The 15,761-nt window shown below is 45.1% G+C and carries 10 protein-coding genes; all 10 read right to left on the reverse strand.

Annotation, left to right across the window (positions count from 1 at the left end; genetic code table 11):
• Window positions 1-8: 8 nt before the first annotated feature.
• Window positions 9-950 (reverse strand): tRNA (adenosine(37)-N6)-dimethylallyltransferase MiaA, encoded by a 942-nt coding sequence (gene miaA, locus OKX56_RS01465; protein WP_019225370.1) that lies wholly within the window; start codon window positions 948-950, stop codon window positions 9-11.
• The gene (locus tag OKX56_RS01470; protein WP_019225369.1) at window positions 947-1,777 is read right to left on the reverse strand and encodes a class I SAM-dependent methyltransferase; all 831 of its coding nucleotides are present in this window, start codon (window positions 1,775-1,777) and stop codon (window positions 947-949) included. Before OKX56_RS01470 ends, miaA begins: the two co-directional genes overlap by 4 nt.
• 37 nt (window positions 1,778-1,814) lie before the next feature.
• Window positions 1,815-3,860: a DNA mismatch repair endonuclease MutL gene (mutL, locus tag OKX56_RS01475; protein ID WP_019225368.1), complete on the reverse strand. Its 2,046-nt coding sequence runs from the start codon at window positions 3,858-3,860 to the stop codon at window positions 1,815-1,817.
• Entirely contained in the window at window positions 3,850-5,181 is a 1,332-nt protein-coding gene (locus tag OKX56_RS01480) for a histone deacetylase family protein (protein ID WP_019225367.1), read from the reverse strand. Before OKX56_RS01480 ends, mutL begins: the two co-directional genes overlap by 11 nt.
• Complete coding sequence (locus OKX56_RS01485; RefSeq protein WP_019225366.1) at window positions 5,178-6,848, reverse strand: hydantoinase/oxoprolinase family protein; 1,671 nt, start codon at window positions 6,846-6,848, stop codon at window positions 5,178-5,180. The genes OKX56_RS01480 and OKX56_RS01485 overlap by 4 nt, the downstream gene beginning before the upstream one ends.
• Window positions 6,849-7,277: 429 nt before the next feature.
• A complete protein-coding gene (locus OKX56_RS01490) occupies window positions 7,278-8,849 on the reverse strand; it encodes an RNA-directed DNA polymerase (protein ID WP_019225365.1) in 1,572 nt (523 codons plus the stop codon).
• A 387-nt stretch (window positions 8,850-9,236) separates the two neighbouring features.
• Window positions 9,237-11,789, reverse strand: coding sequence for a DNA mismatch repair protein MutS (gene mutS, locus OKX56_RS01495; protein ID WP_019225364.1), 2,553 nt, complete (start codon window positions 11,787-11,789; stop codon window positions 9,237-9,239).
• On the reverse strand, window positions 11,786-13,120 hold the full coding sequence (gene miaB / locus OKX56_RS01500) for a tRNA (N6-isopentenyl adenosine(37)-C2)-methylthiotransferase MiaB (protein WP_019225363.1): 1,335 nt from the start codon (window positions 13,118-13,120) through the stop codon (window positions 11,786-11,788). Before miaB ends, mutS begins: the two co-directional genes overlap by 4 nt.
• A gap of 19 nt (window positions 13,121-13,139) precedes the next feature.
• Complete coding sequence (locus tag OKX56_RS01505; protein WP_019225362.1) at window positions 13,140-13,997, reverse strand: DegV family protein; 858 nt, start codon at window positions 13,995-13,997, stop codon at window positions 13,140-13,142.
• Between the two features lie 175 nt (window positions 13,998-14,172).
• Entirely contained in the window at window positions 14,173-15,708 is a 1,536-nt protein-coding gene (locus tag OKX56_RS01510) for a peptidoglycan DD-metalloendopeptidase family protein (protein WP_019225361.1), read from the reverse strand.
• Between the last annotated feature and the right edge of the window lie 53 nt (window positions 15,709-15,761).

The raw sequence follows: 15,761 nt of genomic DNA on the forward strand, positions 1-15,761 counted from the left end.
ATTTTACCTTAGTTTCCATCACTGCGCAAGTCAAGAGAATCGCAAATTTCGTCAAGAATTTGTTGAGACGAACATTCTGTCAAGTCATACCATTTGATTCTGGGATCCCTCCTAAACCAGGTTAATTGTCTTTTGGCAAAGTGCCTGGTATCTCTCTGAAGCAGACGCAGCATTTCTTTTTGAGTGACCAAACCTCTTAAAAAATAAACGACATGACGATAGCCGATGGTTTGAAGAGATTTTAGCCTTGGTGAATAACCCTCCTGAAGTAAACGTAGAGTCTCTTCGATTATACCACAATCTACCATTTTCCGGCAACGATCATTGATTCGTTCATAAATCACGTCTCTTGGAGCCGTCAGCCCTAAATAAATGACCGATTCATCCAATTCAGCATACATTTTTTCCATGTATGACCTTTGTTCAGATAATGGTTTACCGGTTAATTCAAAGATTTCCAGGGCTCTGACGATTCTTGCCGTATCGTTCACATGAAGTTTTTCGGCAGAAGCCCGATCACATTCCGCGAGTCTTAGATGCAGCTCCTTATTGCCATGCTGATTGGCATAAGCCAGCCACTTTTGCTTGATTGGGTCCGATCCTTCTTCCGGAAATTCAAATTCATCCAAAATTGAACGAATGTAAAGTCCAGTTCCGCCAACGATAATCGGGATTTTCCCTTTGGCTTGAATATTCTCAATCCATTCTCTGGCCTGAGACTGAAATCCTGCCACTGTAAACGGTTCAGCCGGATCAAGCAGATCGATCAGATGATGCGGTACACCCTTCTGTTCAGCCTTAGATGGTTTTGCTGATCCGATATCAAGCTTCCGGTAAACTTGAACGGAATCTCCGGAAATAATTTCTCCGTGCAGCCTGAGTGCCAGTTCGATGCCAAGAGCACTCTTGCCGACTGCTGTCGGTCCGATAATAACGATCAGGGGATTCATTGGAAACCCTCCCCCACCCTAGTTAAATCGATGATACCAAAATCCACAGGGCTGTATTTATTCTTCTCTTTAACATAAAAACCAAGCCGGGTAAATTCACTGCTGCCTTTTCGTTCTTTCAACACAACTCTTTTCCTGGACACGCGGCATGCCTCCCGGATCGTATCTTTATCCAAAGGATTCGGATCGGACCATTTCTTCAGCGGCCGGATCGAGGAAGATTCTTTAACCGTAACACGGAACATTGGGTCAAAATAGACGACATCTACAGATGCATCCGGCAGCCCTTCCAATATCCTGGTATGATCTGCCAAGACCGTTTTAATGCAGGAAGTGGCCTGGCTCAATTCCGCCCAGGCCTGGGCCTTTACCTGAGACAGTTTCTTGGCAGGTTTAAACTGCTTAACCTGATCCAGACCATCCTGAACCAAAAAATGGATCAGCGGTGAGCTTTCCACAGCAATCACGCTGCCTTTGCCACCTGCCGCATACGCAGCAATCAGCGTATCCGATGCAAGGCCCATGGTCGCATCAAGAAAAATGTCCCCGGCCTCAAGATTCACTGCCTGAAGAAAACGATCCGGTACGCCGCGCAGGATATTGATCATCCTTAATAACGCCATACTTGGATGGAAAAAGAGTCTTTCTCCATCATCTTCAAGACAGAGCTTCTGTTTAACGTAACGAAGTATCGGAAGACCATCAGCTTCTGATAAGGCATCCATCGGAACAATTTTTATCCCGGATTGCATACTGAGCTTTTCAAGCTGCAGTTTAAGTTTTTCATCTGACCGTTTATAGGCAATCACATTATCCATTTGATCCATGATCTTATCCGTTCTGCCATTATGTTATTTATTTGACTTATTCCCTCTCAAACTTATGATTGAGTTCTTTCTCGGATATCTGAATGATCGTAGGCCGGCCATGGGGACAGGAGTAAGGATTATCTGCTCTGCCCAATTTCTGTATGATTTCATCCATTTCCTGAACCATTAAGCGCTCTTTGCCTTTGACAGCCGACCTGCAGGCCAGCATCATGATCCACTCTTCCAGAAGTTTCTCCAAGGATGGAGAAAAAGATGTGTTCAGAATTTCATCGATAAAGACCTTGAACATCTTCCCCGGTGATTCCAGGCTATCTAGCAGCGGAATCCCCCGCAGAAAGTACGTCCTGTCTCCGAAGTGTTCAAAAATGAAGCCCATTCCATGCAGCTCGTCAAAATGCGCAAGCAGGATCTGCTCCTCCTGAACTGTAAGTTCTACCGTCTCCGGAATCAAAAGGAGCTGGCTTGCTGTCTCGCGTTGTCTGGCAAGCTGAAGCAGGCTTTCGTATCTGATGCGCTCATGGGCTGCATGCTGATCTATAATATACAGATTCTTATCGTCTGCAGCAAGAATATACATATGAAAAACTTGGCCGACAGCTTTCAATTCCAGGAATTCCGATACGGTTTCCTTATCCTGCTGCAAAGTTTGAGATACTTCAGCAATTTTGTCAGGGAGGCTATCCGTAATATTGTCCATGATGCGCTCAAGATTACGGTTCGGAGCAATCTCTGAATTACGATCAGAAATCATATCAGAAATACGCTCAGGAACCCGATCCGTTATACTTTCTCGTATACCCCCGGATAATCTGCCAGAAATGTATTCCGTCTGGTCTGGCTGCTGTTCAGACAGCTGTCCGTTAATGTATGGGTAATGATGTTCGTTTATCTTCTCTACATCTCTGAAAGACTGAGCTTTTGGGATGATTGGTTTATCAGGATCGTACGTCGGAGAGATTTGATCTGACCTATTCGGTTCCAGCGGCCGGTATAATATCTTAAGTTGTTCCCAGTGAGACGGACTGGATTCAGACGGAGCGGATTCCGATGTCCTTGTTTTTCCCGTAAAGGAATACTTTCGCATTGGAAAACTGTCCAGAAGGCTTTTTCGGATAACCTCCGCAATCTTTCTGCTTAAGTTTTTTTCTTCTTTAAATTTAATTTCCAGTTTGGAGGGATGGACATTCACGTCATAATCCGAAGGAGGCAGATTCAGCGAAATAACGCATACCGGATAGGTATTGGCGGGAATCAGCGTATGATAACCGTCTTTGATGGCCTGATTCATTAACTGGGAACGGATCACCCTACCGTTAACAAAAAAGGTAAGACCGCTGCGTGACGACCTGACATGCTCCGGCATACTGACATAACCGGAAATCTCAAGGCTTTCATCTCGGTAGGATATCGGCAGCATCTTACGGGCAGCATCATTGCCACTGACGGCTGCTATGGCCTCGAGAAGACTGCCGTTTCCGGGTGTATGCAGTAAGATAGTATTCGGGTGACGCAGGGAAAAAGCAACATCAGGTCTAGCCAGGGAAAGTCTGCCAACCATGTCGGAAATCCAGCCAAACTCCGTAACGGCTGAACGCAGGAATTTGTGTCTGGCCGGTGTATTATAAAACAAGTCTTTGACAGTTACGACTGTACCCGGCGGGCATCCGATTTCCGTCATGGAAAGAAACGTGCCGCCCTCAACTTTTAATTCCTGTCCTGCAACATCATCCGGTGTCCGCGTCATAATACTCAATTTGGATACCGAAGCGATGCTCGGCAGTGCTTCTCCGCGAAATCCTAATGTTCTGAGGTCATCGAGGTCTGTAATTGCCGATATTTTACTGGTAGCATGCGGAAGAACTGCTAGACGCAAATCTTCAGCCAGAATTCCAGCGCCGTCGTCTTTCACTCTGATTAGCGCCGTACCTCCGCCCTCTACACTGATATCTATTTTTCGGGCACCGGCATCCAGGGCATTTTCGACCAGTTCTTTGACTACGGAAAGAGGCCTTTCCACAACCTCGCCGGCTGCAATCTGGTTGATGCAATGCTCATCAAGGAGCTTAATTCTAGCCGCCAAATGGATTCACTTCCCTGCCGTCCGTCCATAAATGGACTTGATTTCTTAGTTGATTTTGCAGTAGAATGGTTTTTTCTGATTTCTGAAAAGTCTCTGCCAGATCGTATCCGGCCTGTTCGCAATCGGGACATGCTTCAAACGGAATTCTGACAAGCACCGCTTTCTGAAAAACCGACGGTTTTTGGGATATCATCAGCACCGTCCCCCCGCAATGACTGCATTTGCGGATGTATTCCCTGCGGTTCTCTTTAAATCCGTCCGTATCATAATAAATACTTTTCTCGGAATATACCCAGTCACCTGTCGGCAAAAACGGTTCTTTACGGAAAGCCCAGGAAGGCCGGACAGCCTCATTCGTTCTTTTCAGATCGGTCAGAAAAGAGCGGATCGTATCACCGCCAATTTCAGTATTCTGAGGTTTCTGCGACTCCACCACCCCGGAATAATCTTCTCCGGCCAGCGCCAAGAAAATAGCCATATTAATATAGGGCAGTGCGCCTTCAATCGCGTATCCGCCTTCCAGTACTGCAAGATCGGGCTTGATCATTTCAGTGATTTTGCCATAACCTCTGGCCGTCACATTCATCGAAGCCAACGGATCCGTGAAATGGTTGTCCTGTCCGGCGGAATTGATGATCAGATCCGGTTTAAAGACTTCCACTGCAGGCATAATCCAGTTTTCCAGCGCATAGAGAAAACCTTCATCACCGACTCCCGGCAGAAGCGGGATATTCAGCACCGATCCCCAGGCATTCGGTCCGCCTTTTTCTTCCGTAAATCCGGTTCCGGGAAATATGGTTCTGCCGTCCTGATGGATTGATATATATAAAACATTCGGATCATGATAAAAAATATCCTGCGTCCCGTCGCCGTGATGAACATCCGTATCAATGACGGCAATTTTTTTGATGCCGTATTTGGCCCGAAGGACATTAATTAAAATAGCTTCATTATTCAGGGTGCAGAATCCTCTATTTCCCCAGACTGTCGCTCCGGAATGATGGCCAGGCGGGCGCACCAGCGCAAAGCCGTTCGTAATTTCCTTTTTCATCAGCGCGTTGCCCAAAACCAGCGAACTTCCAACAGCGATCAGATGGGCATCGAGATTATGCTGTTGGAGATCCGGAAAAATCGCCTGGGTTCGTAAGACATCAAAAAGATCCGCCACCCCGGGAGAGTATTGCCTGACCTGGGGAAGGTCCATGATCCCTTCTTCAAAGATCTGTTCCTGGGTGTAAAGCAAGCGTTCTTCCCGCTCCGGATGAAATTCCCCAAGAGACCAGTCAAAAGCCGGAAAGAAGATAATTCCTGTCTTGTTCATGACCGTATCCCCCCAATGACTCCCGGCGAAACATGCATCGCACCTTTGACAATCTGGCCGACCGTATGATAATTCTCAACCAGCGGGAAATAATCAAAGATCTCTTTCTCCAGGTCGTCTGTTTCTATTCCAAGACCGACTGCCTGTTTTTGCGCTAATTTTTTCAAGAAATCTTCTACTTCTCGATGGGGTTTTTTAGGTCCGGTCCAAATGCCCTGCTCCCCGGTTTCCTCTATCCTGTAAATAGAGAACTTCGTATCCAGGTGGAGTGTCCAGGAAAAGGTTGGTTTAGCCATCGCGGCTCCGATGGCATTCGAGACTTCCGAGAATTCAGTCAGAACCGTCCGCAGCTTCATCCGGTTCTCCAGCACTGCTTCAAGCCCCGGTGCTCCTCCTCCGCTGAGCTGGATATAGAATTTAAAGTCATCATGATGATGGATGACTTCCCAGACCTTATAGGCCGGCTCGGTTTTCCATTCCTCTAGCAGCTGCTCAATGGCCCGGGCAATTTTTTCAACCATTTTCTCAACGATGATTTGTGCTGTCCGGCGCAGAGCAGATGCTGTTCTTTGGTTCTCGGGCAGGAGCATGCCAAGCGCTTCTTCAGCCCTCTGCAGATCACCGTAATCCGTCAGATTCAGGTAGCGCAGCGCATCCGTAGGTGTCGGGCTGATTCCTCCTATGCAGTAGGCAGGACCTAAGCGGTAGTCCGCCAGCATAACCTCTCCCTGCTCCAGACAGACAGCTGAATCCCCTCCAATAGAGACTGAACGTACAGCCAGCGAGCGGACATTCGTCAAGAAGGGTCCGATCTGCGCGCCGTGGGTGCTGATTAACGGAGATCCGGATAATACCAGTCCTATATCGGTCGTGGTTCCGCCGATATCGACAACGACATAGGATTCCTCCGGATTGCTCTGGGCGAGCGTTCCAAGTACACTTGCCGCCGGTCCGGAGTAAATCGACTCAACCGGTCTGATCTTTGCCAGCGGCAAGACCCCGCCATCCGCCTTTAGCACCCGGATCGGCGCCCGACATCCCCTTGCCTCAACCGCCATTTTCAACTGATAAGCAAAGTTCTGAAACAATTCTGTTGCGGCCAGGTTCAGATAAGTCGTCAGACTTCTGCGGTAGAAATTGGCCTTCCCGGACTGGCTTCCCAGAGCTGTTATAATTCCAGGTGCCTCTCTATGCAAATATGCTGCCAGCTGTTCCTCAAAGACATTGTTGCGATGGGAGAATTTGCTGACAATGGCCGTAAGCGGCTTAATGGATTGTTTGTTCAATTTTTCAGCAAGCGTCTGCCACTCTGATTGATCCGCTGGCACAACGACCCTTCCGCGATAATCCAAAACACCGGTTAAAACACTGTAATCCACCGGCCAAGGCAATGAGGAAAGCTTCATGCCGGTCCCCGGAAAAAGGATCAATTTGACCTCGGGCAATCGTTTTTGTAAAATCGCGTTCGTTACAAGCGTCGTACTGACGGTAATCATTTCGATGTTTTTAGCCTCGGAAATTTGGAGATAATCCAGGGCGCTGATAAGTGTATTCAGAATGTCATCCTGATTGGTCGGAATTTTACCCTTACGCTCGATCACGCCATTCGTGATCATGACAGCATCGGTAAACGTTCCACCCACATCGATGCCAATAAGGCTGGCCATGTTATCTCCCTCCTTCTAAAAACGTTAGTTTGTGTCAAATTAAGTCATTATTTGGGTTGTGTTGTGTCTGTTGTAAGCAGTTTTGTTATTGCTCAAATCATTTTTGTATGGGGTTGGTCTGCGCAATCAGTAACGTTTTCGGCAGTTGCGCCCTCCTTGGCGCAAAAAGCCGCGCTCCGCATCGTGCTCCGCTGACACTGTTACTGATTACGCAGACAGTATTATTATCAAGTTACGTATTATTTTAAGCTTTTTGTATGCTATACGTTAAGCGCATTCATGTTTCGAGATATTGTCAACCTTTTCTTCCATTGTAATTTTGGAATTAGCATATTGTACCTGACAATAAACTGAAACTGCTGCACCTATTAAGCCAACTAGAAAAAAAGCCAAAAAGTTGCGTAAACACCGTGTTAGACGCCGTAACTGCTAAAATGGATTTTCTTTTACCCATTTCGTAATAGCTAACTCAAGTGGATCAAGACTTGTTTGTAGAGATCTATACCAATGTTCTGCCTCATCGCCAGGTAAACAACTGGCAGCCGCTAGAAATGCTCTTTTTAACCACGGTGACATTTGATTAACAGTTCGTTTTCGACTCTTAAACCAAGAATGTTGTTGAGCACGTCCCAAGGCTAGTATTAACTTCCTCTGTGAAAATTCATCATGGTAGCTATTATACAGGCTTACAAATTTACCCTCATTGTCCCATTCACGGTCTTTAGTAAATGTGTCAAAAATCCAAAGACGATGGTACTCAAGATGAGAAACAATTGAATCATCAAGCAACTGAATAAGCTTACTTCCGATTTCATGCTTTTTAGTATTGTCCAATGCTCGAAGACTAGTAATATATGTCATTACATCTTTAAAAACTGTGTAAAGCTGGTTGATATTATTTAGTACTAAGTCAACCGAGTCCTCACTGTCTATCTGCTTTAATCTTTTTAGAATAAAACCAACTAAAGGAGTATCAATTGTTTCCTTTGAATTTACCTGTTCTTCAAGAATACCCATTAAATTTAAGCTATCTATCTGAGCTTGTACCTCTGGCTTCAAATCATTATAATCTATTTCTTCATATATATTTTCTATTCCTAAATCATCCAATATCTCATAGAATTTATCACTTAAACTATTTAACTCTTGATTGTTCTCTCTTTGGAGATAACGATCGTTAAATTCTCTTATATCAAGGATTCTTGTTTTGTGTTGTTGCAAAGTTAGTCCATGATTTTCAAATAATATATTAGCTAATAGAGCTAATTTTTCATGTGCCTCTCTTTCATTTTTACAGAAGATACGATAATCATCAACATAACGGCAATGTTTAACACCTTCGCTAAGTAGCCCCCTATCTACATCATCTATAACTAGTTCAGCTAATATTCTAGAAGCAGCCGCTCCAACTGGTATTCCGTAGGATACGCTAAAATTCCAGTTTTTTATCATCGAAGTTATAGCTAAAACATGATTATTTTTTTTAGTACATTCACTTAATGCATTTTCTAAAGGATGAAAGTAGATTCGCGGATAAAAATCTGCAATATCTGCTAAAACAACATAGCTATATTCATTGCTCTCTACAAGTTCCCTAGAGTAATCTTGAAATGAATCCCACGTATACTTAACATCATACATTTTTCCACTTACTTTTGGGGCAAATCTATGTGAAAAAGCAATATTTTCTTCCTTTGGAATTCGTGCCGCTTCAATATCTTTCCCAATTTCCAAAACTAGCGCGGTAAAAACAATTGATTCTAAAGGATCTAATTGAGTTGCTATGCGAAAGCCATATCTATGTTTAGGAGTAAGACATCTCCTATACGGTCTGGGAATCCATTGTAAGATATCTTGGCCTCTTAACCATGGCCGAATGTCCTGGTTCCATCGATTCCGAATAGCCTCAAATTCGAATGGAATTGGGAAAATATCAGTATCCCCATAATTCTCAATGTGTAACATTGCCCAATCTAAACTTTTTTCAGCTAACTTTAACAACTTTATTATCCTCTTCTTTAAATAGTTATGGCGTCTAACGTCTATATCCCACTCTAGACAGATTACTTCTAGACTGTTATGCTTTCTCAAAGATATCAGAAATCATTCATTAAATGGAATCTACATTAAGACACATTCTGGCAAGAAAACTACCCTAACATGCTTATTATCAGTCTGGGTGCCACAGTTCCGCGACAAGCGGAGCATGGAGTGCGCAGCGCGGCTTTTTGCGCCACGGAGGGCGCAATAGCCGAAAGCGGTATTGTGGCACACAGACAGGCCCCAAATGTGATTAGTTCTTTCAAAAAAGGCCACAACATAATAACTGATTTATAGAATGCACAAAGACCTCATTACGATATTACACAATAACACACAGAAATGCCGTTAAATAATCTTCGTAGCCTTAACTCGGCTAATAAGATCATACAAGTAATCCATCGCCTGACGCGGTGCAAGATTATCCAGATCCAGCTCTTCAAGCTCCTTGAATATCGGATGCGTGCTCTGGGTATCAAACAGCGACGGCTGCAGCATATTGGCATCAACAGCTTTCACTATCTTGCGCTGGGTCGGGGAATTTTCGAGTTCACCGAGAATGATGGCCGCTCTTTTTAAGAGATGGGGCGGAAGGCCAGCAATCTTCGCCACATGAAGGCCATAGCTCCGGTCAGCTTTGCCGGGAAGTATTTTATGCAGGAAAACAACGTCGTCCCCCTGTTCCCTAACAGCCACATGCAGATTAAAAACTTCAGGATAACGTTCTTCCAATTCGGTTAGCTCGTGGTAATGTGTCGCAAATAATGTTTTGGCTTTAATGTCGGGGGTTTCGACCAGGTGCTCGGCAATCGCCCAGGCCAGACTGAGACCGTCAAACGTTGCTGTTCCTCTGCCGACTTCGTCCAAAATAATTAAACTGTCCGCCGTGGCATTTTTAAGAATATGGGCGACTTCGTTCATTTCGACCATAAATGTACTTTGCCCTGCTGCCAGGTTATCGGCAGCTCCTACCCGGGTAAAAATACAGTCGGCGATCGAAATGGCGGCCTTCTGAGCCGGCACGAAGCTGCCGATCTGGGCCATTAAAACGATCAGGGCTACCTGGCGCATATAGGTCGATTTCCCGGCCATATTGGGGCCGGTAATCAGTGCAAGGTGTTTATTACGGGTAAGATGCGTATCATTCGGAACAAACGTATCACAGATTCTTTCCACAACCGGATGCCGTCCCTCAACAATATGAATGATCCCATCGGAGCGTATTTCCGGTTTGACATAATTGTTTTGAATGGCGGCTCCGGCCAAGGAGACAAAAACATCGATTTCAGCCAACGACTGGGCAGCGTTAATGATCAGCAGCGAACAAGCCAGAACCTTGTCCCGAAGCACAGAAAACAGCTGATATTCGAGATCACTGAGCCTGTCCTGCGCAGTCAGGACGCGCTGCTCGTATTCTTTTAATTCCGGGGTGATGAATCGCTCGGCATTGACCAGCGTCTGTTTTCGCTGATAATCATCCGGAATCAAATGAGCATTCGCATTGGTGATTTCAATAAAGTACCCAAAGTTCTTATTAAAGCCGATCTTCAACGAACGGATTCTGGTGCGTTCTCTTTCCTGATTTTCCAGGCGGGCAATCCATTCTTTGCCGCCGGACGATATCGCCCGCAAACTGTCAATTTCTGCTGAATAGCCGTTCTGAATAATATTTCCGTCCTTCGGAGAGTATGGTGCTTCAGGGTTTATGGCCGCAAGCAGTTCCTGCGCAAGGTCATCAAGTCCTGCCAGGGATGGCAGATATTTAGCTAACTTCTGAGAACCGTTGTCAGTGATGCAATCCCTGACCGTAGGCAGGCAGGATAACGTGCTGCCCAACGCCAGCAGATCCCGGGGACTTGCTTTGCCGAGGGACAGTTTGCCAAGCAGCCTTTCCAGGTCATACACTGTTGTCAAAGCTTTTTGTATATCTTGGCGTAAAAAAGTATTCCGTGTTAACTCTTCGACAGAAGCCAGTCGTTCATTAATGCTTTCAGGATCGCGTAAGGGTTGCTGCACCCAGTTTCTGAGCAGTCTGGCTCCAAAGGCTGTTTTGGTTAAATTCAGGGTGGAAAATAAGGTCCCTTTCTCATCGCTGGTTCGCAGTGATTCGACAAGTTCAAGATTCCTTCTAGTCCATTTGTCGAGAACCATTGCCGTACTGCTTTGGCTCACCGAAATGCGCAGGATATGTTCCTGTCCCGAGTTGGGGATATTCTGACTGATATACTGCCAAAGTCCGGCGGCAGCTTTGCAGGCAACCGGCATTTGCTGCAAAAGCTCTGCCTGCTTCTTAAATCTTTCACTAAGTTCAGCCGTCCTCAGGAACAAATTTTTTTCGATCGCTGTCAAATAATAATCCGTAAATAGTTTGGACAGCATCGCAACGTCCTTGGACAGGATAAGTTCGGAAGGTGCAATACGGTTTAATTCTGCCTGCAGGATCTGAATGGAAGGCGTCTCCATGATCCGGAAATCACCCGTTGTGATGTCGAGATAAGCGAGCGCCCACGTTTTCTCCTTATAGACACACGCCAGAAAGTTGTTCTTTGTTTCCGAGCTGATACTGTCCAGCGTACCCGGCGTCACAATCCGGACAATGTCTCTTTTGACAATTCCTTTACTGGCTTGAGGATCTTCCATTTGTTCACAAATGGCAACTTTAAATCCGGCAGCGACCAATTTCAGAAGATAACCGTCCACGGCATGATGCGGAACTCCGCACATGGGTATTTTCTGGCCCTTGCCTGCGTCCCGCGCCGTTAGCACAATTTCCAGAACCGGAGCAGCGGTCTCGGCATCCTGGCCAAACATTTCATAAAAATCGCCAAGCCTGAAAAACAGGATCGTATCCGGTACCCTGTTCTTTATCTCTTGATATTGCTGCAGCATGGGTGTATTCATGGTTCACTTAGCTCCCCAAAAAGCGTCCAGGAATTTGCAGATCTGATTGTAACCGAAACAAGTGAACCAACCAAGTCCTCCCTGCTTTCGAATACAACAATCTCATTTCCTCTGGTACGGCCTGTTAAATATTTAGGATCCGACTTACTGGGTCCTTCCACCAGAATTTCATAGCGGTTGCCAATCATTTTCTGGCGCCAGCTCAGACTCTGAGAATTTTGAAGCGCCATCAGTCTCTGCAGACGGTTTTTCTTGATATCGAGCGGAACCTGATCCTGAAGCAACGCCCCCGCTGTCCCGGACCGTTTGGAAAACATGAAGGTAAAAGCCTGGTTGAAAGGCACTGTATTGACAAGATCAAGCGTCAGTTCAAAATCTTTTTCCGTTTCTCCGGGAAACCCAACAATAATATCGGTTGTCAATCGGGCCTCGGGCACAATTTCCAGAATACGCGCAATTCTTTCCAGATAATATCCCCTGGTGTACCCTCTGTTCATTGCCGCCAGCACTTGATTGCTTCCGGCCTGGAATGGCAGATGGAAGTGTTCACAGATATGCTCACCGCGGGCTACCGTCTCGATCAGCTTATCACTGAAATCTTTCGGATGAGAGGTCATAAACCGGATTCGGTAAAGCCCTTCGATTTGATCGATTTCAGTCAGCAAATCGGAAAAATCATAGGCAAAACCGTCTTTTTTCCCGTAGGAATTGACATTCTGGCCAAGCAAGGTCACATCACTGCAGCCATTTTCAACAAGTGTCCTGATTTCGTCCAGAATGACGTCCATCGGCCGGCTGCGTTCCCTTCCCCTGACATAAGGAACAATGCAATAGGCACAATAATTGTCACAGCCATACATGATGTTGACATTGGTGCGAAGCTTTCCTTTTTCAGCCAAAGGAACAACCTCAGTGGTTTCACAGGCCGCCTCGGAAACAAGCGAGGCTTTTCCGCCCTGATCCGCTGTTCTCAGCAAACCTTCAAATTGATGATGATCAAAGGTCCCTGTCCAGATATCGACATGAGGGGCTCTTTTTTGGAGTTTTTCCAGAAGGCCGGGCTGTTGAATCATGCATCCGGCAACCGCAATCTTGAGCTGCGGTTTTTTTTCTTTCAGTTTTTTCAATTGACCGATTTTGCCAATAATTTTATTTTCGGCGCTTTCTCTGACGCAGCAGGTATTAATGATAATCAAATCGGCTTGTTCAGGGTTCTCGGTGCGCGCGTACCCGTTTTTTTCCGAAATGGCCGTCAAGGTCTCGGCATCCCGCTCGGACATTTGACAGCCATACGAAATCGTACACACTTTCTTATTGATTTTGTTCGACATGTATTCAATCAATCCTCTATTACATCTTCGGAACGGACTGGTAGTAAAGTGCCAGCGTTCCCGGTCCGACATGACTGCCTACAACACAGCCAATATCACTAATAATTACGTCTTTGACCGGCAGTGTATTTTTGATTTCTTCAGCCAGGGCTTTGGCTTCTTCCAAACATGCCGAATGAGAAATTCCGATCACTTGCTTTTCTGCTTCAACGATCTCATTTTTCATGATTTCAATAAGCTTGCGGATCGCAGCTTTTCTGGATCTGACTTTGTTAAATACGTCAATTTTTCCTTCCGTATTCATGTGCAGGATCGGTTTGACATCCAAAAGTCCGGCGACGAATCCGGCTGTTTTGCTTAATCTTCCGCCCTTCACAAGGTACTCCAGCGTATCAATGGTAAAAATGTACCGCATTTTATTTTTAATCTCCATGATTTGCGGTTCAATCTCCTGCCAGGTATCGGTATGCTTCAGTATTTCTGACGCAAGTATGGCCTGCAGTCCAAATCCCAAAGATGCACCAAGGCTGTCGATGATATGTATTTTCTCCGAAGCGCTGCACATTTCCCGCACCATCACTGCCGTTTGACAAGTTGAGCTTAAGCCGGAAGACAGGTGTATGGCAATGACCTCTTTACCTTCAGCCAATACTTTTTCGTAGGCGTCCTTTAAGAGATTCAAATTAGGCTGCGAAGTCTTCGGGAGTTCTTTATAGTCTTTGAAGTTAGCGTAAAACTTGTCCGGAAAAATATCGATCCCTTCAGCATAGGTAACCCCATCAATATTTACCGGCATCGGGACAACAACAATCCCAAGTTTTTCAGCTAGATCTCTTGGCATATCTGAAGCGCTGTCTACTACGATCTGAAATGGCATGCTATCACTCCATCCAAAAAAAGATATTATAAATAATCCTACCAATTACATCCTATTTGTCAAGTTTTTTAGAAAACTTAGGTTGCACTTCGATCTATCGGAAAATGTACAGCTTTTCGATAACCTAGACAGTTAAAAAAAATAGCGCTTGTCCAAGCGCTATTTTATTCCTGTTTTAGAGATAGTTCAAAGGATTTACAGTACTGCCGTTAATGATTACTTCAAAATGCAAATGTGATCCTGTTGAATTGCCGGTTGAGCCTACATTGCCGATGTTTTGGCCTTTCGATACAGTTTGTCCGACACTGACAAATAGTTTGGATGAGTGACCATACCGGGTAGATACGCCATTACCATGATCGATCATGATGCAGTATCCATATCCGCCATCCCATCCTGCTTCTACAACGGTGCCGGAAGCAGCCGCATAATAGGGCTGGCCGGTAACTCCATCAATGTCGATTCCAGTATGGAAGCTGCCATGACGAGAACCATAATAGGAGGTAATACCTCCGCTGATGGGCCAGCTTAAACCGGAGATACTGCCGGATCCGCGGGATGTCCCAACATAGACAATTGAGCGGCCAGGTCCTTTAGCAACAATCTGATTTACAGGTTTATTGACGACTTCTTCCTTGACAACCTGCTTTTCGATCATTTTACCATTTTCCTCAACATACGAATATGTAACGGCCTTTTCACCATCTTTACCCGCCTGCTTGATGATACTCTTGCCGTAGCCGAGACTGCTGTCCGTCTTGGAAAGCACATCAAACGGAACAACCTCACTGACTACTTTCGTACCTTCACTTCGTACTGTAAGGTAAGGCTTTGTTTGAACAAGCTTGATTTTCTGTCCTGGCTGAATTACTGAGTCTTCAGTAAATCCCGGGTTAGCAGCAATCACTTCGTCTGTCAGCATATTGTTCTTACGGGCAATCAGCCATAAAGAATCATCTTCTTGAATGGTATACGTGGTTTCTGCCACATCGCCTTTAACCAAGATTTCCAAAGCGGCATCAACTGTCTTGACTTCACTCGGGTGAACCTTTGATGCAATTTTGGAGACCGGTTCGACAATTTTAACTGAAGAAACAGTATTATTTTTCGAAGGCTTCGTCTGATAATCCTCATACTTTTTCAACAAAGTATTGATGTCTTGTTCGTTGGCTAAAACAACCACGACTTTGCCATTCACCTGTAGCCCATAGCCATTGACGTACGGCTTAATGGCATTTGCCAAAACATCTTTAGACACCGGCCCGGTATAATCTTCATTCTTTAATCTTAGACTTTTATATTCTATGGTATCGCTGGTCTGAGCAACGGTTCCGGCTGCGTTCCCCTGCTGGGTAAGAATCTCTTGAACCAGTCGTTTAGCCTCAGACTTACTTGCTGCATAACCAATGTTTTTACCGTTTACAACAATACCTACTGCCGGAGTTGTCGAGCTAAAATAAAAACAACCACTGAAAATCACTGCCAAAGCCAGCACGGTGATCCCGATCGTCTTTGGAGATTTCCAGGAAATATTTTTAATCTTTGCTGCCGTCTTCGAAAAAATTTCTTTATATTCGATTTTATTTGCTAAGTTCACGATGCCAAATTTTATTTTTTTTGCTTGCTTAGCCAAAGCCTCTGCAGTATTCACTTTTTTAAATTTTTGTATGATTTTGTCCAGATAATTTTTGTTTATCTTTCTACTAATCATTCTCGCCTCCCTTAGCTTGTCATTCGTACACTGCTATATCATACCATTAATTA

The organism is Dehalobacter sp., from assembly GCF_030063005.1.
GTDB lineage: Bacteria > Bacillota > Desulfitobacteriia > Desulfitobacteriales > Syntrophobotulaceae > Dehalobacter > Dehalobacter restrictus.